Origin of the sequence: Ralstonia mojiangensis (genome assembly GCF_023955645.1) — a bacterium.
Taxonomy (GTDB): Bacteria; Pseudomonadota; Gammaproteobacteria; order Burkholderiales; family Burkholderiaceae; genus Ralstonia; species Ralstonia mojiangensis.
On record NZ_JAMXHU010000002.1, the window covers coordinates 804769 to 823562 of the forward strand.

Genomic DNA, 18794 nt, shown 5'->3' on the forward strand with positions numbered 1-18794 from the left:
TCGAAAAGTTAAATCGCTCGGCGCACGGGGTGCGTCACTTCATCCGCAACGGTTCGAAAACCAGCGTGTTGTCCGCGAGCCGGACCTGCGCAGGCTTGCTGGCGTAGGCGTCGGGCCACGGGGTTTCGCCGGTGCGGTAGATGCCGGCGATGGAAATCAGTTGAGGCTCCAGGCACGTGCAGAAGATGCGCGCGTCCAGGTTGCCCTTCACGCCTGCCAGCGCGCGGCCGCGCAGCGAGGCATAGACGTAGATGTTGCCCTCGGCGATCACCTCTGCGCCGTCGCTCACCAGGTCCAGCACGACGAGGTCGCCGCGCGCATAGATGCGCTGGCCGGAACGCAGGGGACGGTCGACGATCATCGTGCCGGGCTGCATGGCCACGGCATCGACGGGCGGAACGGCGGGGGAAGGGACAGGGGCTTCGGCGGCCTGGGCGTGCTCGGGCGCATCCTGTGCGTCCTTGCCCTCTTTCTCACCGCGCGGGCGGCGGCCGTGGCTGTCGAGCAGCGGCAGGCCAAAGGCCTGGGCCCACTCGGCCTGTTCCGGGCTGGCCACCACGCCGATCGCATGGGCACGCAGCGCAGTCAGGGTCTCCACCAAACGGTCGATGGGCAGGCGCTCGTCTTCAGCCAGGCGGCGCACATCGATGGCGATCACGTCATCGGAGAAAAACTCCGGCGTGTCGGCAAAGCGTCGCGTGAGTTCGGCGGCCAAGGCGTCCATGTCGGCGGTGCGCGGCGACAGCAGCAGGGCATCGACGGTGCCGCTGCGGATCTCGAACAGCGGCGCTTTCTTCTGGGACATAGAACGGCTACGCGGAAAAATGGGCTCATTCTAACGTTGTTGACGAAACGCCTTGGATTTTTTGGCCCCGCCGCTCCGCCATCCGGCTGAGACCCGCAACCGGCGCTGTTCTCCACGCTGCAGAGTCCACGCACAAATGTCATGCGATGGTCACGGCATCGTCACGCACGCTTTTGATACTTCTCCGCTTCTGTGCCCGCCGGCCCAGTCTGTTGTCCTCTCGCGCTACGCAAACGGTTCCCCCGATTCCGCGGGCGCGTCCACGCGTCATTCGCTTCATCAGCAATTCGCATTCAGCAGTTCGTAGTTCGCAGACCAAAAATAAACTTCAGGGAGAAGTTCATGCGAGTCCGACCGTTGTGTTCGGCGGCGTTGCCGCTTGCTGTTTTCTTGTCGATGTCGTTGGCTGCCTGTGGCGGCAGCGACGATACCCCGTCGAACGGCAGCGCCACGCCTGCCGCCAGCGCCGCCCCCGCAGGCACCAAGGCCACGCTGGCCGTGCTGGAAACGACCGACCTGCACACGAACGTGCTGTCGTACGACTACTTCAAGCTCACGGCCGACAACTCGCTCGGTTTCGAGCGCGTGGCGACGCTCATCAACCAGGCGCGTGCGCAATTCCCCAACACGCTGCTGCTGGATAACGGCGACACCATCCAAGGCACCGCGCTGTCGGACTACCAGGCCATGGTGAGCCCCGTCACCTGCGACCAGACGCTGGCGATCTACAAGGTGATGAACGCCGCCAAGTACGACGGCGGCGGCATCGGCAACCACGAGTTCAACTACGGCCTGCCGTATCTGTCGCAAGTCACGGGCAATACGTTCAACGTCGATGGCCTGCCCGATCCTGCCACGCAGAAAAAATGCGCGGGCCCGAACTTCCCGCAGGTGCTGGCCAACGTGATCAGCGCCAAGACGAATGCGCCGCTGTTCCAGCCGTACACGATCATCACCAAGACGGTGACGGCCACGGCGCCGGATGGCAGCACGATCAGCGCGCCGGTCAAGGTCGGCATCATCAGCTTTACGCCGCCCACCATCACGAGCTGGGACAAGCGCTGGCTCGACGGCAAGGTCTATACCGTCGGCATCAAGGAGACCGCCGCCAAGTACATCCCGGAAATGCGCGCGAAGGGCGCCGATCTGGTGGTGGCGATTTCGCACGGCGGGCTGGATAACTCGACGTACTCGCCGACGATGGAAAACGGCAGCTGGTGGCTGTCGACCGTGCCGGGCATCGATGCCATGTTGATCGGCCACTCGCACCAGCTCTTCCCGGATGCGAAGAGCACCGTGAGCCAGTTCAACCTGCCGGGTGTGGATAAGGTGGCCGGCACCGTGAATGGCGTGCCGACCGTGATGGCGAACTACTGGGGCAAGCATCTGGGCGTCATCAAGCTCGGCCTGACGTTCAACGGTACGAACTGGGCTGTCGACAAGACGCAGACCACGGTGGAAGCGCGCTCGATCCAGAACGCCGACAAGACGTATGTGGCCGCCGACCCGACGGTTTCGGCCGCCATTGCCACCGAGCACCAGGCGACGATCAACTATGTGAAGACGCCGGTGGGCAGCACCGACTTCAACATGAGCACGTACTTTGCCGACGTGGGCGACCCGGGCGCGATCGAGATCGTCAACCAGGCGCAGGCCGATTACGTGTCGGCGTACATCCAGGCGAACCTGCCGCAGTACGCGTCGCTGCCGGTGCTGTCGGTCAGCGCGCCGTTCAAGAGCGGTTTTGGTGGTGGGACAGATTTCACCGACGTGGCGGCCGGCCCGCTGGCAATCAACAACGCGGCCGACCTGTACCTGTATCCGAACACGGTCTACGCGGTGAAGGTGGCGGGCTCCGACATCAAGAACTGGCTGGAGACGGCGGCCAAGCGCTTCAACACCATCGACCCGACGCAAGCGACGGTGCAGAAGCTGGTGAGCACGTTCCCAGGCTACAACTTCGACATGTTCACCACGCCGGACCTGACGTACGAGATTGACGTCACGCAACCGGTAGGCAGCCGCATCAAGAACCTGATGTACAAGGGCGTGGCGCTCGACCCGGCAGCGCAGTTCATCGTGGCGACCAACAACTACCGTGCAAGCGGTGGCGGCAACTTTCCGGGCCTGGACGGCAGCAAGACGATCTATGCATCGCCCGATGCCAACCGTGACGTGCTGATCAGCTACATCAAGAAGATCGGCAGCGTGAAGCGTGCCACCAACGGCTCGCAGCGCAGCTGGCGCTTCACGAAGCTGGCGAGTTCGGTGGCGCAGGTGCAGTTCACGTCGGCGCCCAACAAGCTGGCCAGTGCCACGGCCGCCGGCATCACCAACGTCACGCAGGTGGCCGCGGATGACGGCTCGGGCAAGGGCCTGGCGGTGTATCAGATCGACCTGACGCAGTAAGAGGACCACGCCATGCCTTCTCTTCGTTCTGCATGGGCGGGTGCACCGGCGATGGAATCTGCGCGCCAGTCGGTGCCGATGCTGACCGTGGCTGCCGCGCTCGCGATTGTCGTGATGGCCGGCGGTTGGCTGTCGCACGCACGCCAGGCGCCGGCCGTGGATGCCACTCAACTGGAGTCGTGGCGCGCGATGGTCGTGCAAGCGATGGAGCCGGAAGCGCTGCAGCGGTTGCGTCAGCTCGCGCGCAGCGGTTCAGTGCCGGCGCAATCCGCGTTGGGCGAGGCATTGCTCGGCGCGCACGACAGCGCCTTGCGTAACGAAGGGATGCGCTGGCTGGAAACCGCTGCACCGAGCGACGCAGGTGCGCAGCTGTCGCTGGGCAAGGCGCTGCTGCTTGGTACCGGTGGTGTGGCGCGCGACTATCCGCGTGCGCTGCGACTGTTGCGTCAATCCGCTGACAAGGGCGATGCTGCTGCCGCGTATTACCTCGGCCTGATGTATCGCAGCGGCTACGGCACAGCCATCGACACGACGCAGGCTGCGCACTGGTTTGATCGTGCCGCGCGCCACGAGATTCCGGCCGCGATGTTCATGCTGGCCAATGCGTATCGTGACGGTGATGGCGTGCCGCGTGATGAAGCGCGCGCGCTGGCGTTGTACCAGGACGCCGCCGAACACGAACTGCCCGAAGCCGTGCAGGCCTTGGCGATGGCGTATCAGAACGGCGAACTCGGCCTTAAGCGCGACGATGCGGCGTACCACCAGCAGTGGATCGAAACGGCGCATGCGCTGAAGCATCCAGCGCTTGCGCCGTAAGCATCACCTTCACTTCTTCTGGGCTGTTCTGGTCAACGCGATCCTCGCTGCCATGGCGATGGATCGCGTTGGTCTTTCTGGTTTGTGCATCGCTCCGCCTTGCCGTCCCATCGTTGATCAGCGCGCGCCATGTCTGCAGCAGCTGCGTTTGCAGAATGGGACGATTCCTATCCACAGAGATTGGACCACGTGTTTTTATGTTGCCCGACGATAACGAACGGAGCGACACATGCGCGTATGGTGCGCAAGGCTGGCAGCGGGCCTCATGCTAACCGCTGCAAAGGGCGCTTTTGCCTTTACATGCACCACAGTCTCAACCAGTACCACCATCAAGCCGAAAACGATCTCGGTGCAGCGCGACCTCCCGGTCGGCGCACTCATTACGCAAGTGGTGTCGGATGTCGTGGACACCTTCAAGTGTTCCAATGAAGCGCCGCAATTGACGTATCAGGAAGTCGGCATGAAGGCCTATGGCACTTACGATAGCGACTTGGACGGCAAGCGTATTTACAAGACCAACATCGAAGGTATTGGCTATGCCATCGGAGTCAGGATGGTGAACGGATGCGCTGCCGGCCTGGAACGCTGGGTCAACGGGACGAACAAAGAGAATCCCAACCACTATCTCTACTGTGCGATCAACGGCATGTTCACCGCGCAACCCATGCAGCATAAGGCGTTGATCAACTTCTACAAGACAGCAGCTAGCACGGGAACGGGCACGGTGTCAAGCAAACTGATCGGCGCCTTCATCCTGAAGAACAACCAGAGTTACTGGCAGACAGAAGCCCAATTCAGTATTGGCTCCGTCGCGGTTGAGAATCTTTCATGCACGTTGGGCAGCGCGGCAATCACTGTTCCAATGGGAGATGTGCCTGTGGGTGTGTTCAAGGGGCCGGGCACGTCGCCTCCGGATGACCGCACGAAGAGCTTCGGTATTCCGCTGACGTGCCCTAAGGGCGCCAGCATCAACCTGCAACTTGACGGCACCGCACATGACGCCTCGCAAGGCATGCTGAAGTTGAGCGAGGATGCCGCAAGCGCCACGGGCGTGGCCATCCAGATGCTCTACGACGACAAGCCCGTGGAGCTGGCCAAGCGCTTCAAGTGGCAGACAACCGACGCCGAAGGTACGTATTCGATCCCGCTCAAGGCGCGCTACGTGCAAACGGATAAGAGCATCACGCCCGGCGCCGCCAACGGCAGTGCCACCTTTACGCTGACGTATCAATAGCTCAGCGCAGCCGGTTTACTGAAGTTGGGAATCAGCGTGCGTATGCCATGCATGCCGATTTCCGCTCTCGCCCCGGCTTCAGCGACTACGCTGTCGAGCACCTCCCGCTAACGCCAAAACGAGAAGATTCCTACATACACGCGATGGCTCACGTGCTTCCATTCATCGTTTTCAATCATGACGGGAGCAGGACGTGCGCATCGGATACCGGAGCTTCTTGGCAGCGTTGCTGTGCCTCGCTGGAGGCCGTGCCCTTTCGTACACCTGCGAAACCGTTACAAGCAGCACCACGATCCAGCCGAAGGACCTTGCGATACAGAGAGACCTTCCGGTGGGCTCCGTCATTGCAGAGGTAGCGTCGGACATCGTAAGCACCTTCAAGTGTTCCAACACCGAGCCGAAGCTTCCTTGGCAGGAGGTCGGCATTAAGGCGTATGGAACGTACGTTGCCGACTTCGACGGTAAACGCGTCTATAAGACGAATGTTGATGGAATTGGCTATGCCGTTGGCATATCGACCCCAGGGGGCACATGGGATGCATGCGCCAACTTGACGTGGTGGGTCACCGGATCGAACACCGACAACCCGAACCACTACGTCTACTGCGCGGTGAACGGGATGTTCAGCGCGCTACCAAGGCAAGGCAAAGCGTTGGTCCGCTTCTACAAGACGGCCCAAAGCATCAGCGCTGGGTCGGTTTCGGGAAAACAGGTTGGTTCTTTCATCCTGAGAAACAACAAGACCTCTTGGCACACGCCAGAATCCACCATCAATATCGGCGCATTCAAGGTCGATGTTATGTCGTGCACGGTGAGCAGCAAGTTGATCCCAGTGAAACTTGGCGACGTGCCCATTAGTGTGTTCAAGGGGCCGGGCACTTCGCCGCCTTCGAGGACGCAGGCCTTCAGCATTCCGCTGAACTGCGCAAAAGGCACAAGCATCAACGTGCAGCTGGACGGGGAGGCATATGACGCCGCGCAGGGCATGCTCAAATTGGACGCGGGCTCTACCAGTGCCACGGGTGTGTCCATCCAGCTGCTGTACGACGACAAACCTGTCGAACTGGCCAAACGCTTCAAGTGGCAGGTGGCCGATGCGGATGGGAACTACGCGATTCCGCTGAAAGCGCGCTACGTGCAAACCGCTAACAGCGTTACGACGGGCGTCGCCAACGGCAGTGCGACGTTTACGCTCACGTATCAGTAACGCGGCCTGACCGTTCAATAAAGTCCACGGGTCTGGGCATGCAGACGCACCAGACCCAACAGGGCATCAATCTGTGGTGTCGGCACGCCAACGTGCTGACCGATCTCTCGCACCGACGCAACCAGCGCATTGATCTCCAACGGGCCGCGCCCGGCTTCCGCATCCTGCAGCATCGACGTCTTGAACGCGCCAAGTTGCCGCGTGACGGCACTGCGTTCTTCACCGCTTTGTTCGATCGGGCAGCCGATGCGCACGCCGATCGCTTTCGCTTCTTCCATGATGGCCAGGCAAAACGCGCTGACCTGCGGGTCGTCGAGAATGCGGTCACACGTCGCGCCGGTCAGCACCGACACGGGGTTCATCGTCATGTTGCCCCACAGCTTGAACCAGATGTCGCGCTGGATGGCTTCGCTACGTTCGATCTGCAGACCGGCGCGTTCAAAGAGTGAGCTAACTGCATCAAGGCGGGGTGAGGTGCCGCCCGCCGGTTCGCCAAAAATCAGTCGCTTGCCGAACCCGTGGCGCACGTGCGCAGGCGCAGTCGTCGAGCACGTCAGATGCACCACGCAGCCCAGCACGTTCCTCGTTGGAATGGCCTGCGCGATACGGCCGTGTGGATCGACCGATTGCAGGCGCAGACCTTCCAGCGGGCCAGGTCGATCAAAGAACCACCATGGCACGCCGTTCATCGCCACCACCACGGCGGTCTCAGCGCCGATGAGGGGCGCGATGGTTTGCGCCACGCTTTCCATGGCGGGCGCCTTCACGGCAACGACAACGACATCCTGCACACCGAGCGCATGCGCATCGTCACTCGCGCGAACCGGCACAGAGCGTGTATTGCCGTCTTCGGTCAGTCGCAGACCTTCTGCTTGCAGCGCTTGAAGCGTCGCGCCGCGCGCCAACACGTTGATAGGTTGATCGGCCAACGCCAGCTTCGCGCCAAGATAACCGCCGACCGCGCCGGCGCCGACAATGCAAATACGCGTCATGTGATCAGGTTCGGTAGGAAGGGTCGATGCGGTCGATGGTGCGGGTGAGCGCCGCGAACACATCTTCGCCCGCGCCAAAGTTCGGGTTGAACTGCAGTGAATCGCGCGTGCAGTTGCGCGCTACCGCCTCGGGTATCTCCAGCACCGGTCCCATCGAAGTGGAAGCGAGCTGGATCTCGCACGCGCGGTTAAGCAGCCACAGCACTGCAAACGCCCGCGCAATCGAATCGCCCCAGGCCAGCAGCCCGTGGTTGCGCAGGATCACGGCGGGCTTGTCACCGATGTTCTTCACCAGGCGTGGCCCTTGGTCTGCATGCACGGTGATGCCTTCGAAGTCGTGATACGCCACCTTGCCGTGCAACTGCGCCGCGTAAAAGTTGCTGATCGACAGACCATCGCGCGCGCAGGCCACGGCCATGCCGGCAGTCGTGTGGGTGTGCATCACACAATGCGCACCGGCAATGCCCGTGTGAATGGCGGCATGCACGGTAAAGCCTGCCGGGTTGACCGGCCAGTCCGGCTGGCCCGCGGCGCGCCGCACATTGCCGCGCAGGTCGATCTTCACGAGGTTCGACGCGCAAACCTCGGCATAGGTCAGGCCAAATGGGTTGATGAGGAAATGCGGGCCGCCATCGTCGGCGCTGCCATCTTCGGCTGGCAGGCGAAGCGTGATGTGGTTGTAGATCAGTTCTGTCCAGCCGAGCTGCGAAAAGATGCGGTAGCACGCTGCCAGCTTTACGCGCGCGGCCCATTCGCGTGGGCCACACCATGCTGGGCGATGCGCCTGGATGTCCGATCCGGCGTCGGGTGAAAGCGAAAGCACCGTCATGACCTGTCTCCTGATCGCAGGGGCCATGCGCCGGTCGGGTTGCCGGCGCTCAAGTGATTCACATGTTAATGAATTTGCGTCCGGCGTCAAACAACGTTACATCCGTTGGCTCGCTGTCTGCTAGGGCAACTGGTTACGCAGGATCACCAACCACTGCATGACCGAGTTCGTGTACGGATCGAGCTGGTTGGCGTCATTCAACTCGGTAATGCTCATCGACGCGGATTGCTGCACATTGCCGCCAATCGATTTCACTTCATGGCGCATCGGGTCCACCTCAACGACGAGGTCGCAGTGCATCGGCGTTCTGCCGGCCTGGATCTCGGCAGGATCCGTCATGAAGCGATCTGCGCCGCGTGCGGTGCAGATGAGGTCGCCGGGGCGCGGCACGGCCGGCGTGCGTTCGAGTACGAAGGCGGGGTGCTTGAGCAGATGGTCGCGCGCGTCGGTCACGTATTCCGCGTGCGTGGCGCCGGTCAGGAACTGATCGTTCTGCAAGCCGGCCTTGCGCATGATCCACGAGATGAACACCGCAGACCACGCCCAGCCGCCGGTGGTCAACTGCTGGCAGGTCGGTGTCTTGCCGACGATGCCCCAGTAGCGCTTGGCCAGCATGCAGCCGCGCGCGGTGGATTCACCGCCCGTGCCGTCCGGATAGCGCAGGCAAGGCGCAGGGGGCGGTACAGCAGGCGTGGCAACCGCTTTGGGCAGCGGCATGTCGGTACCGCTTTCTTCATCCGACGGGGCAGGCGTGGGGTCGTCGGCTGTCAGCCAACGGCCTTGCGGCTGGTCAGGAAAGCCGCCGCCTGCCACGCAATACGTATCGTCACGCCCCACACGCACAACCTGGCGCCCCCACCGATCCCATTCGGCCAGGGCAATCTCGATCATCTTTTCACGCGGGGTCGCACCTGGGCGCGTTTGCACGACTTCGTTGTCGGGCAACGGTTCAGCTTGCGGACGCGCAGGCGGCGTGGCGCAACCGGCAAACCAGAGGACCGGTGCGATCAGGACGATCGGCAGGGCAATGCGCAGAGCGAGCGAATTGCGCAGGAAAGGGCGAGACATGGAAGAGGGAGAAGGGATGGCCTGACGGGGAGACAGGCCTTCCGACGTGGTACGCCAATGCTGCGGTCGATTCACGCATGCAATGGCATGCCACGTCGTTGGCGCTAACCAGACGCGCTGGTTACGCCGAGGGTTGTCATTGCCTTAGGCGTTGACAGCGTCCTTGAACTTCTGGCCGGCCTTGAACTTGACCGTCTTGGCCGCTTCGACCTTGATTTCTTCGCCGGTGCGCGGGTTGCGGGCCATACGCTCGGCACGCTCACCTTGGCTGAAGGTACCAAAGCCGATGAGGCTGACCGCATCGCCCTTGCCAACGGATTCCATGATGGCTTGCAGCGTCACGTTCAGTGCCTGCTCGGCCTTGGCCTTGGTCAGACCGTCTACGCCGCTGGCGATGGCGTCGATCAGTTCGGTTTTCGTCATTGCTTGACTCCCTTCAAGAGTAGATAAAACACACAACAGAGCGTCCGGGGGATGGCTCCAAGGGCGACATGATACCGGCATGCGAACAGCGTCGGCACGTGAGCTTTGTAACGGCGCGTGGCATGTGGGTTCCGCAAAACCGCACGGGCTCTACGTTGCGAGGCGATCCAATCACATCAATGCTAACGCTCGATGTTCTGATTTGCGGTTGGCTGTTTGCTCGCAGATAGGGTTCGACGCAAGTCGATCAGTTGGTTTACCTTTTTTCTTATGTATACAGATAGTAGTAGTAGATAACGGTGGATAGTTTCTGTGGATAAGTGGAAAAAGCGCTTTATGTTCAAACACTTGTGGCAAGCAAAACAGGGGGTACCGCGTGTGTCCTCAGGTGGATAGCTTGCTGTTTTTTCCGACCACCGGCCTGGCAACCCCGTCACTTGTGCCCACACCGTCGACAGGGCAGCCACAGACAGCCAACAGCCTTTGCCGGTAGTTATCCACAGCTGCAGGCCAGGTTATCCACATTGACCGGGCGGCATGGGGTTGCGGCACGTGTCGAGATGCCATGCTTTTGGTGTAGGCTCACGGCTTCGTTGATCGACGTTTTTGTTTCGCTTTACTGCGCCATTTCCCATGACACGCACGTCCCCTGATGCCACGCCGGCTCTGGCTGAGTCCTCGCCCGCGACGGAAGCGCCGGCCAAACTGCGCCGCCGCGATCGCATCGAGGTGCGCGAATCCGGCGTGCACGGACGCGGCGTGTATGCCGTGGTCGCCATCGCACGCGGCAAGAAGATCATCGAATACAAGGGCGAGCACATCACGTGGAAGGAGGCGCTGCGCCGCCATCCGCACGACCCGTCCGACCCGAATCACACCTTCTACTTCAGCCTGGAAGACGGCAGCGTGATCGACGCCAAGTTTGGCGGCAACCGCGCGCGCTGGATCAACCACGCCTGCAAGCCAAACTGCGAGGCGCGCGAAGCGGATGGCCGCGTGTTCATTCACGCGCTGCGCGACATCGAACCTGGCGAAGAACTGTTCTACGACTACGGCCTCGTCATCGAAGGCCGTCAGACCAAGGCATTGAAGGAACAGTTTGCGTGCCGCTGCGGCGCGAAGAAGTGCCGCGGCACGATGCTGGCGCCGCCCGCGAAGAAAAAGAAGAAGTAAGCCGATCGTCCGTCGTTCAGACGGATTCGCTTGCCAGCGGCAGGCGCAACACGAAGCGCATTACGCGGCTGCCGTCACGCGCAGTCGCATCGTCAATGGCGACGGTGCCGCCGTGCAGACGCACGATGTCGTGCACGATGGCCAGGCCCAGGCCGCTGCCCTGCGGCTGTCCAGGGCGGTGGTCCGCATCCCCGCGGAAGAAGCGCTGGAACACTTCACCGCGCCGCTCGGGTGGAATGCCGGGGCCATTGTCTTCCACGCTCACCACACCCCACCACTGGGATGCCGCATCGGCCTCCATGCCGGCACGCAAGGTCACGCGTCCGCCGGCCGGCACGTATTTGATGGCGTTGTCGAGCAGGTTGTTGATGGCCTCGCGCAGCAGCACCACGTTGGCCAGCACCGGCGCCTGCAACGAACCCGGCGATGCTGCCTCCTGCGGCCAGGCCTCGAAGCCGAGATCCAGCCCACGTGCCAGCGCGCGCGGTACCCACTCGGCGCCGGTATCGAACGCCAGCGCGACGAGATCGACCTGCATCGGTGGGCCCAATTGATCGAGCGTCATGCCTGGCTCGGCACGCGCCAGCGTTAACAACTGGTTGGACAGACGCACGGCACGGTTGGCACCCGATTGCAGCTCCAGCAGTGCAGGGCGGGCCTCGTCCAATGTCTTGGCATCGACAGCGCGATCGGCATGCAGCTTCAACGCGGTGAGCGGCGTGCGCAGTTGATGTGCAGCGTCTGCGATGAAGGTGCGCTGCGCTTCAAGCGCGTCGCGCAGCCGGGCAAGCAGCGCGTTCATCGCATTGATGAGCGGTTGCAGTTCGGCGGGCACACGTTCCGCCGATTCCGCAGGCAGCGGTGTCACCGATCGTGCGCTCTGCTTGTTAAGCGTGTCGGCCAGCGTCTGCAACGGCTGCAGCTCTTCCTTGAGCACGAGCGAGAGAATCAGGCCGCCGATTGCCAGCAGCACGATCAACGGAATCGACACCGATAGCAGCACTTCCTTGGCCGCCGTATCGCGGTGGTCCAGCAGCTCCGCCACTTCCACGACGATGCCGTCTTCCGCCTTCATGGTGTCAGGCGGATTGGACGGGTTGAATGCCGGTGCCGTCTGCGCCTGCGTGGGCGCGAGCGCGGGGCGTGTAACGTCGTCTTCCGGTTCGGGCAGCACCGGCTGGCGCGGCGAGCGCGGCTTGGGCACCTCTGCACTCACGCCCGGAACGAGCAGATGCACGGCGCGCACCTGTTTGCCGTCGATCCAGCTATAGAACACGCGTGCATCGCCAATGCGGACCTGGCCCGAGCCGTAGCCCAGCGGCGTGTCGCGCCCGACGAGCGTGCCCATGGGGCCGGAAATGCGCCAGTAGATGCGGTCTTCGCCGCTGTTCTGTACGAGCGTCTGCGCGGTGAGGGCGATGTCGTAGAGCTTGGCCGCCGGCACGTGCGGGCCAGCGATGCGCAACTGTTCGGCCAGCGTGTTGGCCACACCCACCAATGCGCGATCGAACACCTGAGCGGTGTAGTGCGCCGCCAGCCAATACGACAGCGCGCCGGTACCCACGATCAAACCAAACAGCGGTGTCGCCAGCGCACGCAACAGATGCAGGCGCAGGCTGATGGCACCGTTGCCAGCACCCTTGACCGGAGCTGATGAAGCCGACGACGAGGTAGGACGGTGGCGCTTGAACATGGGCCGGACTACGCCGCGGCGCGTGCCTGCAACAGGTAACCGAAGCCGCGCACCGTGACGATCTCCGCCTCGGAATGCTCGATCTTGCGGCGTACGCGGTGCACGTAGACTTCGATGGCCGTATCGCCCACCACATCGTGACTGGCCTCGCCGATGGCGTGCCCGAAGCTGGCAAGGTGGTCCTGCAACTGCACCTTGCTGACCACCCGGCCCTGGCGCTGCATCAGCAACTCCAGCACGGCAAATTCGCGCGGCGACAGTTCGAGCGGCGCGGCGTCGACAAAGATGCGCCTTTCTACGCCGCTCATGCGCAGCCGGCCGACAAGGACGTCAGGGCGCGCGGCGGGTTCGGTCGAATCGTTGCGACGGCGTAGCAATGCGCCTACGCGGGCCACGAGTTCGAGCATCTCGAACGGCTTGAGCAGGTAATCATCGGCGCCGGCGTTCAGGCCGTTCACTTTGTCGAGCAGGCCGTCGCGTGCCGTCAGGATCAGCACGGGCGTCACGCGATCGCGCGCCCGAAACTGCGACAGCAACGTCATGCCGTCGATACCGGGCAGCCCGAGATCGAGGATCACCAGATCGTGGGTCTGCCGAGTGAGCTGTTCAGTGGCGAAGACACCGTCGTGCACGACGTGCACGCGATGCCCGGCTTGCGTGAGCCCGGCATGGATGCCGCTGGCGATGGCACGGTCGTCTTCAATCAGCAGGATGCGCATTGACTCGATCCAGAGTGCGGGGCGGAAAAGGCAAAAAGGGGCGATCGGCGTGATTTGGCAGCGCTACAATGCGCGGATGACCGATGCCCTGCTCACCATCACCGATCTGGAGGCCGCCATCAATTTCTGGCGCGCCCGTTCACCCGCCGAAGGCGAAGAACTGCGGCTGTGTGCCGAGGCGTCGGCGCTGGCCAAGCCGTATGCGCTGATGATTGTACAAGGCGCCACCCGCATCGCCCCTGAGCAATTGGGCGACAAGGCGCGGGCGGCATATGAGGCGTGGCGCGCAGCCTCACAGGGCTGAGCGCCAGCATTGCGGTCGTTACTTTGCGGCGGTGGCGCTGGTGCCTTTCGCGGCTTGCTCGATAAAGCGCGCGAGATCTGCATCACGGTGCGTGAGCCCGTTCGCGTCATGTGTGGACAAGGTGATGTCCACGCGATTCCACACGTTGAACCACTCCGGATGATGATTCATCTGCTCGGCCTTGATCGCCACGCGCGTCATGAAACCGAACGCAGCGTTGAAGTCGGCAAAGGTGAAGGTCTTCTGGATGGCGTCGCGCTCACTCTGTAGCGTCCAGCCGGGCAGTTCGGCAAAAAGGGCCTTGCGTTGGTCTTCGTTCAGGGTCGGCATCATGATGGGGTGCAAAGTTCGGTCTTGAATGCGCGCAGTATAGTCAGCGCTCGACTATCTGCTGCTAGATGTCCGCAGTGTCTGCCCAACCTTCGCGGTTGCCCACGTTCAATACCAGATCCCCATCCACCACATCACCCGCGCCAATGGTCGGCAGCGCGGCGAGTTCTTCATACAGCGGCGTGAAGTCGGGGCGCGTGGCATCGAACAACTGCTCGAAGCTGTCGATGGTGAAGTAGGTCTTCTGGAAAGTGTCGATCCGGTAGCGCGTGCGCATGATGCGGCGCACGTCAAAGCCGATGCGGTTCGGGCTCGCCGAATCCAGCGCGTACACCGATTCACTCTTGCTCGACACGATCCCCGCACCGTAGATGCGCAGGCCCGCCGGCGTACGGATCAGGCCGAACTCCACCGTGTACCAGTACAGGCGCGCGAGCATGTCGAGCTGGCCCAGGCGTGCGGCCTTCAGGCCACCCTTGCCGTAGGCTTCCATGTAGTCGGCAAAGATCGGATTAATCAAGAGCGGCACGTGGCCGAAGATGTCGTGGAAGCAATCCGGTTCTTGCAGGTAGTCGAGCTGATCGGGGCGACGCATCCACCAGCTGGCGGGAAAACGGCGGTTAGCCAGGTGATCGAAGAACACTTCGTCGGGCACCAGGCCCGGCACGGCGACGATCTGCCAGCCGGTGGCGCGCATCAGCGTTTCATTGAGCTGGTCGAATGACGGCACGGCATCGCGGCTCATGCCCAGCGTCGACAGGCCTTGCAGGAATTCATCGCACACACGGCCGGGCAGCAGCGCTTCCTGGCGGTCGTACAGCGTGCGCCACGTTGCGTGATCGGCAGCGGTGTAGCGGTGCACTGGCTGCTGCATGGTGAAGTCGGCGCGCAGCGTCTGGCCGTCGAGGCCTTCTGCGAATTGCTCGCGCAGCTTGTCGGTCAGGGTGCCGTTGAAGCCGGCCGGAGCGGCGTTTTGGGCTGCATCGGGGGCGGTGGTTGCGATGTCCATTTGTAATGTCGATCTTGTGCAATCAAAGTCCGGCCAGTGTATGGGCGCGCCCACGCGGGTTGGCCGCAAAACCGCCACCCATTGCACATTGTTTGCGGAAACCATGCAAAATTCAGCTTATCAACGCAGGAGATGTGCATGATTTCGCTCGATACCTTCGATCTGGCCCTGCTGGCGGCCCTTCAGCGCGATGGGCGTGCGACGCATCAGCAGCTCTCGGAGCAGGTTCACCTGTCGGCCAGCCAGGTCGGGCGGCGTTTGGCGCGGCTTGAATCGGAAGGCGTGATCGAGGGCTACCGGGTGGTGCTTTCGCCGACGGGGCTGGGCTTGGGCGTGACGGTGTTTGCCAGCGTCAAGCTGGCGCACCACGGCGACGCCATCGTCGAACGCTTTCATGAAGAGATCAGCCTGCTCGACGCCGTGCAGGAGTGTTATTCCGTGGCCGGCGACGCCGATTACATGCTGCGTGTGGTGGTGCCCGATCTGCCTGCGCTGTCGGAATTCGTCATGCGCAAGTTGATGCGCGTGCCGGGTGTGGATAACGTGCGTTCCAATATCGTTCTAACGGCCTTGAAGCGAGATGGCGCGTTGCCGCTATCCCACCTTGGTGGGTAAATTGGCGCCTTGCGCCAGGGTGCGCGGCGTGTCACGCTGCAAGCCGACATCACTTTGCTGATTTGAAACGCCTGTCTAGGCGGGAGACCACAATGGTTGAGGGACACACCACGCATCCGGTGCACACGCCGGCGCATCTGTCAGGCGGCTACGGCATGCCGGCACGGGTTCGCGCGTGGTGGGTGGCCGCTGCAGTGGCAGGCGTCACTTACGGCGGCATGCTGACCATGGTGGCCGTCGAGGTACCGCCCGGCACCCCACTCGTGGGCCGCATCGTTGCGCAGCCGCTGTGGAAAATGCTGATGGCGTTGCTGCTGGCGCGCGCCGCATCGTTGCACGAGATTCCACGCGAGCGGCGCTGGCTGATCGGCGCGATGGTGTTTTCCGCACTCGGCGATCTATGGCTAGCGTTGCCGTGGCTGGCGTTCTCTTTCATGGCGGGGCTGGGCTGTTTCCTGCTGGCGCACGTGTGCTACCTGCGGGTGCTGGTGGGGCTGCGCGGGGCGTCGTCGGCCATCCGCATGATTGGCGTCGGCTTGATGATCGGCGTGGCCATCGGCATGTTGCTGTGGTACTGGCCGGGTCTGCGCGAGTTAAAAGGGCCCGTGATCGTCTACATGCTGGTGCTCTCGGCGATGGTGTGCGCGGCATTGCTGGCGCGCCTGCCTGGCCCGCTGACGGCTTGGGGCGCACTCGCCTTTGCGGCTTCCGATGCCATGATTGGTATCAGCGTGTTCGTCTTCCCGTTTACTGATCACGAGTTGGCGATCTGGTGGAGCTACGCCGCCGCCCAACTCCTTATCAGCGCCGGCTTGCTTACGCGCCGCACGCCCCCCGCGCGCCGCGCCGCGGCATAAGGTCCGTCCGACGTTTCTCCTCTGCGGGAGCCCGATGTTGCAGACCCTCGATGCTGCCACCACGGCGGCCCGCTTGCCCTATGCCGCGCTGGCCGATGCCATCGCTCAGGTATTGCGCGATGCACGCGCGGGCCGTGCCCAGGCGCCCGCGCGGCTTGTGATGCCGGTGGCTGATGGCGGCAGTTTGCTGCTGATGCCCGCGTCCAACGCCGACATCGCTGTCACCAAGATGATCACCGTGCATCCGCACAACCCTGCGCAGGGCTTGCCGGCCATTCACGGCGAGGTGGTGGTGATGGACGCCCGAACCGGCGAGCGCCAACTCATGCTTGATGGCCCCACCGTCACCGCACACCGCACAGCGGCTGTGTCGTTGCTGGCAGCGCGCTTGCTGGCGCCTCAGCCGGCGGGGGATTTGCTGCTGGTCGGGGCCGGTGCCCAGGCACGCGCGCATCTGGAAGCCCTCCGCTTCGGGTTGGGTACACGACGCGTCACGATCATCGCGCGCACGGCTGCCAGCGCGGATGGGCTGGCGGGGTACGCTCGCGCGCTCGGCATGGACGCCACTGCGCTGGCGGGTGGCGATGCGGCTGGCGTGGCAGATGCCGCCCGTGCGGTGCTCCCGCAGACGCCGCTGGTCATCACCGCCACACCGTCATCGCAACCGGTACTTCCGGATCTGGGCGATCCGAGCCACCCTGCTGGCTATGCGTGGGGCGCGCATCACTTCATCGCGGCGGTTGGCGCGTTCCGGCCCGACATGGCCGAACTGCCGCCGCGCTTGTGCGTGCATGCCGCTGCGGTCGATCGTCTGTACGCCGACACCCTGGTCGACCTGGAAGCCGAAGCCGGCGACCTGCTGCAGGCGGGCGTGCCGTGGTCGCGTGTGCGGCCGTTACAACAGTGCGTCGATACACCGCCGGACACGCTCGCGCAGCCCGTGCCAGCGTCGCCAGTGGTCTTCAAAAGCGTCGGCAATGCCCTATGGGACTTGGCCGCCTGCGTGCTGGCGCTATCCAAGTCCAAGCCTGTTTAAAAACCGAGCCTGTGCCGAAGACGCCCGCTGCAGGCCGATTTAGCGCACAGCTTGTAACAGGAAACCTCTAGAAAAAGGGTTCTAGCCACGGCAATCACACGGGATAATGGCCATCCCTTCCGCCTGGGAGGAGACTGAGAACGCACCGCAAACGTAACAACTGCGTTTTGCCTCGGATGCGTCTGACACAGGAGCACATACAGAGATGGCCTATAAAAAAGCACTGGCGGCCGCCGCCGGGATGATCCTCGCCACCGCCGCGCACGCACAGGCTGCCGGCAGCAATATCGTTAGCCTCGGCTGGTTCCGCGTGATGCCGAACAGCTCCAGCGATCCGCTGTTCATCAACAGCGTTGGCGGGGCACCCATCAATCAATCGGTGCCGAATACAGGCGCGAAGATCAAGGAAGCCGATACCGTCGGTCTCGCCTTTACGCACTTCTTCACCGACAACATTGCCGTGGAACTGGTTGGCGGCATTCCGCCGCGCCACAAGATTGAAGGCACGGGCTCGTTCTCCGGCTATGGCGAAATCGGTTCCGCCAAGCAATGGAGCCCGGCCGTGCTGGCCAAGTGGTACTTCTTCAGCGCGGACAGCAAGTTCCGTCCGTATGTCGGCGCCGGCCTGAACTACACCTGGTTCTCCGACGAGAAGATCACCAACAGCGCATTCCAGAACCAAGTCCTGGGCCGCGGCACGCCGGGCAGCACGAGCAGTGTGACGACCGACAGCTCGCTGAACCCGGTGCTGAACGTGGGCGCTACCTACGCCATCACCAAGGATTGGTTCGTTGGCTTGTCGGTGTCCTACCTGCCGCTGAAGACCACGGCCAAGATCGACACCACGCTGATCAACGGCGTGCACATCCAGAGCGAAGCGAAGATCAAGATCAACCCGGTCGTGACCTTCCTGAACGTCGGCTACCGCTTCTAAGCGGTTTCCGCACAACAAAAAAGGCGTGCCACAGCGGCACGCCTTTTTTGTTGGCCACCTGGGGTTCAGGCGAAGGCTTTGACCGGGTAGCCGGCTTGCTCAATGGCGGCCTTGACCGCATCGGTGCTGGCGCCACTGGTGACAGCAACGGTCTGCTTGTCCAGATTCACCTGCACATTGGCACCGCCGTCGACCTGCTGCACCGCACGCGTGACGGCCGACACGCAATGGCCGCAGCTCATGCCACTCACGGAAAAGGTCGTGGAAGACGTCGTCATGGTTTGCTCCTGAAAAGAGGGAAGAGAAAATCACGGGAGCAGTATGAACCTTCCTATCGTTGG

At 62.8% G+C, this 18794-nt stretch carries 20 protein-coding genes; 10 read left to right on the plus strand and 10 right to left on the minus strand.

Going from position 1 to position 18794, the window contains the following annotated elements:
- Positions 1 to 34 precede the first annotated feature (34 nt).
- Positions 35 to 805: a septum site-determining protein MinC gene (gene minC / locus NG898_RS10535; protein ID WP_252692252.1), complete on the minus strand. Its 771-nt coding sequence runs from the start codon at positions 803 to 805 to the stop codon at positions 35 to 37.
- Between the two features lie 342 nt (positions 806 to 1147).
- Between minC and NG898_RS10540 the strand changes: the two genes are divergently transcribed.
- From NG898_RS10540 to NG898_RS26175, 4 genes are all read left to right on the plus strand, one after another.
- Positions 1148 to 3214: a bifunctional 2',3'-cyclic-nucleotide 2'-phosphodiesterase/3'-nucleotidase gene (locus NG898_RS10540; protein ID WP_252692253.1), complete on the plus strand. Its 2067-nt coding sequence runs from the start codon at positions 1148 to 1150 to the stop codon at positions 3212 to 3214.
- A gap of 12 nt (positions 3215 to 3226) precedes the next feature.
- Positions 3227 to 4030 carry a tetratricopeptide repeat protein gene (locus NG898_RS10545; RefSeq protein ID WP_252692254.1) on the plus strand — a complete coding sequence of 268 codons (804 nt, stop codon included), beginning with the start codon at positions 3227 to 3229 and terminating at the stop codon, positions 4028 to 4030.
- Between the two features lie 229 nt (positions 4031 to 4259).
- Positions 4260 to 5264 carry a fimbrial protein gene (locus tag NG898_RS10550; protein ID WP_252692255.1) on the plus strand — a complete coding sequence of 335 codons (1005 nt, stop codon included), beginning with the start codon at positions 4260 to 4262 and terminating at the stop codon, positions 5262 to 5264.
- Positions 5265 to 5457: 193 nt separating this feature from the next.
- Positions 5458 to 6471, plus strand: coding sequence for a fimbrial protein (locus NG898_RS26175; RefSeq protein WP_252692256.1), 1014 nt, complete (start codon positions 5458 to 5460; stop codon positions 6469 to 6471).
- Between the two features lie 14 nt (positions 6472 to 6485).
- On the opposite strand, the gene NG898_RS10560 is transcribed toward NG898_RS26175, so the two are convergent.
- From NG898_RS10560 to NG898_RS10575, 4 genes are all read right to left on the minus strand, one after another.
- Positions 6486 to 7463 carry a 2-dehydropantoate 2-reductase gene (locus NG898_RS10560; protein ID WP_252692257.1) on the minus strand — a complete coding sequence of 326 codons (978 nt, stop codon included), beginning with the start codon at positions 7461 to 7463 and terminating at the stop codon, positions 6486 to 6488.
- A gap of 4 nt (positions 7464 to 7467) precedes the next feature.
- Entirely contained in the window at positions 7468 to 8292 is an 825-nt protein-coding gene (locus tag NG898_RS10565; protein ID WP_252692258.1) for a class II aldolase/adducin family protein, read from the minus strand.
- Between the two features lie 120 nt (positions 8293 to 8412).
- Entirely contained in the window at positions 8413 to 9360 is a 948-nt protein-coding gene (locus NG898_RS10570) for a DUF2272 domain-containing protein (protein ID WP_252692259.1), read from the minus strand.
- A gap of 144 nt (positions 9361 to 9504) precedes the next feature.
- Positions 9505 to 9783, minus strand: coding sequence for an HU family DNA-binding protein (locus NG898_RS10575; protein WP_004628548.1), 279 nt, complete (start codon positions 9781 to 9783; stop codon positions 9505 to 9507).
- A gap of 633 nt (positions 9784 to 10416) precedes the next feature.
- On the opposite strand from NG898_RS10575, the gene NG898_RS10580 reads away from it, so the two are divergent.
- Complete coding sequence (locus NG898_RS10580; protein ID WP_252692260.1) at positions 10417 to 10956, plus strand: SET domain-containing protein; 540 nt, start codon at positions 10417 to 10419, stop codon at positions 10954 to 10956.
- Positions 10957 to 10972: 16 nt separating this feature from the next.
- Here the strand turns inward: NG898_RS10580 and NG898_RS10585 are convergent, their stop codons facing one another.
- Positions 10973 to 12649, minus strand: coding sequence for a sensor histidine kinase (locus tag NG898_RS10585; protein ID WP_252692261.1), 1677 nt, complete (start codon positions 12647 to 12649; stop codon positions 10973 to 10975).
- An 8-nt stretch (positions 12650 to 12657) separates the two neighbouring features.
- Positions 12658 to 13368, minus strand: a complete 711-nt coding sequence (locus NG898_RS10590) for a response regulator transcription factor (protein WP_252692262.1) — start codon at positions 13366 to 13368, stop codon at positions 12658 to 12660.
- Between the two features lie 76 nt (positions 13369 to 13444).
- Here NG898_RS10590 and NG898_RS10595 point away from each other — a divergent pair, with 76 nt between their 5' ends.
- The gene (locus NG898_RS10595) at positions 13445 to 13672 is read left to right on the plus strand and encodes a DUF3717 domain-containing protein (protein WP_045205351.1); all 228 of its coding nucleotides are present in this window, start codon (positions 13445 to 13447) and stop codon (positions 13670 to 13672) included.
- Positions 13673 to 13690: 18 nt separating this feature from the next.
- On the opposite strand, the gene NG898_RS10600 is transcribed toward NG898_RS10595, so the two are convergent.
- Positions 13691 to 14005 carry a 4a-hydroxytetrahydrobiopterin dehydratase gene (locus NG898_RS10600; protein ID WP_092976167.1) on the minus strand — a complete coding sequence of 105 codons (315 nt, stop codon included), beginning with the start codon at positions 14003 to 14005 and terminating at the stop codon, positions 13691 to 13693.
- A 61-nt stretch (positions 14006 to 14066) separates the two neighbouring features.
- Positions 14067 to 15011: a phenylalanine 4-monooxygenase gene (gene phhA, locus NG898_RS10605; protein WP_092976170.1), complete on the minus strand. Its 945-nt coding sequence runs from the start codon at positions 15009 to 15011 to the stop codon at positions 14067 to 14069.
- A 138-nt stretch (positions 15012 to 15149) separates the two neighbouring features.
- Here phhA and NG898_RS10610 point away from each other — a divergent pair, with 138 nt between their 5' ends.
- From NG898_RS10610 to NG898_RS10625, 4 genes are all read left to right on the plus strand, one after another.
- Positions 15150 to 15626, plus strand: coding sequence for an Lrp/AsnC family transcriptional regulator (locus tag NG898_RS10610; protein WP_004628561.1), 477 nt, complete (start codon positions 15150 to 15152; stop codon positions 15624 to 15626).
- Between the two features lie 92 nt (positions 15627 to 15718).
- Complete coding sequence (locus NG898_RS10615; RefSeq protein WP_252692263.1) at positions 15719 to 16483, plus strand: lysoplasmalogenase; 765 nt, start codon at positions 15719 to 15721, stop codon at positions 16481 to 16483.
- A gap of 34 nt (positions 16484 to 16517) precedes the next feature.
- Positions 16518 to 17519: a delta(1)-pyrroline-2-carboxylate reductase family protein gene (locus tag NG898_RS10620; protein WP_252692264.1), complete on the plus strand. Its 1002-nt coding sequence runs from the start codon at positions 16518 to 16520 to the stop codon at positions 17517 to 17519.
- 205 nt (positions 17520 to 17724) lie between these two features.
- Positions 17725 to 18453 carry an OmpW/AlkL family protein gene (locus tag NG898_RS10625; protein ID WP_252692265.1) on the plus strand — a complete coding sequence of 243 codons (729 nt, stop codon included), beginning with the start codon at positions 17725 to 17727 and terminating at the stop codon, positions 18451 to 18453.
- Positions 18454 to 18518: 65 nt separating this feature from the next.
- On the opposite strand, the gene NG898_RS10630 is transcribed toward NG898_RS10625, so the two are convergent.
- Positions 18519 to 18731 carry a heavy-metal-associated domain-containing protein gene (locus tag NG898_RS10630; RefSeq protein ID WP_252692266.1) on the minus strand — a complete coding sequence of 71 codons (213 nt, stop codon included), beginning with the start codon at positions 18729 to 18731 and terminating at the stop codon, positions 18519 to 18521.
- Between the last annotated feature and the right edge of the window lie 63 nt (positions 18732 to 18794).